This window comes from Lysinibacillus sp. NPDC056232, from assembly GCF_042267565.1.
Classification (GTDB): Bacteria; Bacillota; Bacilli; order Bacillales_A; family Planococcaceae; genus Lysinibacillus.
Genome location: NZ_JBHJTF010000103.1, coordinates 1 through 1,164 on the forward strand (window position 1 = coordinate 1; position 1,164 = coordinate 1,164).

The window sequence follows — 1,164 nt, forward strand, 5'->3', positions numbered from 1 at the left end:
TACCGGCGGCTGATCTGTCTGGAGCGGATTTGCTCAAAGCGTGGCCGTCAATGGGGCAGCAACTTGGCGCTGTTCACAGCCTATCGGTTGATCAATGTCCGTTTGAGCGCAGGCTGTCGCGAATGTTCGGACGCGCCGTTGATGTGGTGTCCCGCAATGCCGTCAATCCCGACTTCTTACCGGACGAGGACAAGAGTACGCCGCAGCTCGATCTTTTGGCTCGTGTCGAACGAGAGCTACCGGTGCGGCTCGACCAAGAGCGCACCGATATGGTTGTTTGCCATGGTGATCCCTGCATGCCGAACTTCATGGTGGACCCTAAAACTCTTCAATGCACGGGTCTGATCGACCTTGGGCGGCTCGGAACAGCAGATCGCTATGCCGATTTGGCACTCATGATTGCTAACGCCGAAGAGAACTGGGCAGCGCCAGATGAAGCAGAGCGCGCCTTCGCTGTCCTATTCAATGTATTGGGGATCGAAGCCCCCGACCGCGAACGCCTTGCCTTCTATCTGCGATTGGACCCTCTGACTTGGGGTTGATGTTCATGCCGCCTGTTTTTCCTGCTCATTGGCACGTTTCGCAACCTGTTCTCATTGCGGACACCTTTTCCAGCCTCGTTTGGAAAGTTTCATTGCCAGACGGGACTCCTGCAATCGTCAAGGGATTGAAACCTATAGAAGACATTGCTGATGAACTGCGCGGGGCCGACTATCTGGTATGGCGCAATGGGAGGGGAGCAGTCCGGTTGCTCGGTCGTGAGAACAATCTGATGTTGCTCGAATATGCCGGGGAGCGAATGCTCTCTCACATCGTTGCCGAGCACGGCGACTACCAGGCGACCGAAATTGCAGCGGAACTAATGGCGAAGCTGTATGCCGCATCTGAGGAACCCCTGCCTTCTGCCCTTCTCCCGATCCGGGATCGCTTTGCAGCTTTGTTTCAGCGGGCGCGCGATGATCAAAACGCAGGTTGTCAAACTGACTACGTCCACGCGGCGATTATAGCCGATCAAATGATGAGCAATGCCTCGGAACTGCGTGGGCTACATGGCGATCTGCATCATGAAAACATCATGTTCTCCAGTCGCGGCTGGCTGGTGATAGATCCCGTCGGTCTGGTCGGTGAAGTGGGCTTTGGCGCCGCCAATATGTTCTACGATCC

2 protein-coding genes are annotated in these 1,164 nt (G+C 55.8%); both read left to right on the plus strand.

Annotation, left to right across the window (positions count from 1 at the left end; genetic code table 11):
* Positions 1-542 (plus strand): APH(3'') family aminoglycoside O-phosphotransferase (locus tag ACFCYJ_RS27465; RefSeq protein WP_265748576.1); only part of this gene is annotated, 542 nt, incomplete at its 5' end.
* On the plus strand, positions 542-1,164 hold a 623-nt coding region (locus tag ACFCYJ_RS27470), incomplete at its 3' end, for an APH(6)-I family aminoglycoside O-phosphotransferase (RefSeq protein ID WP_039076675.1). The genes ACFCYJ_RS27465 and ACFCYJ_RS27470, both read left to right, overlap by 1 nt.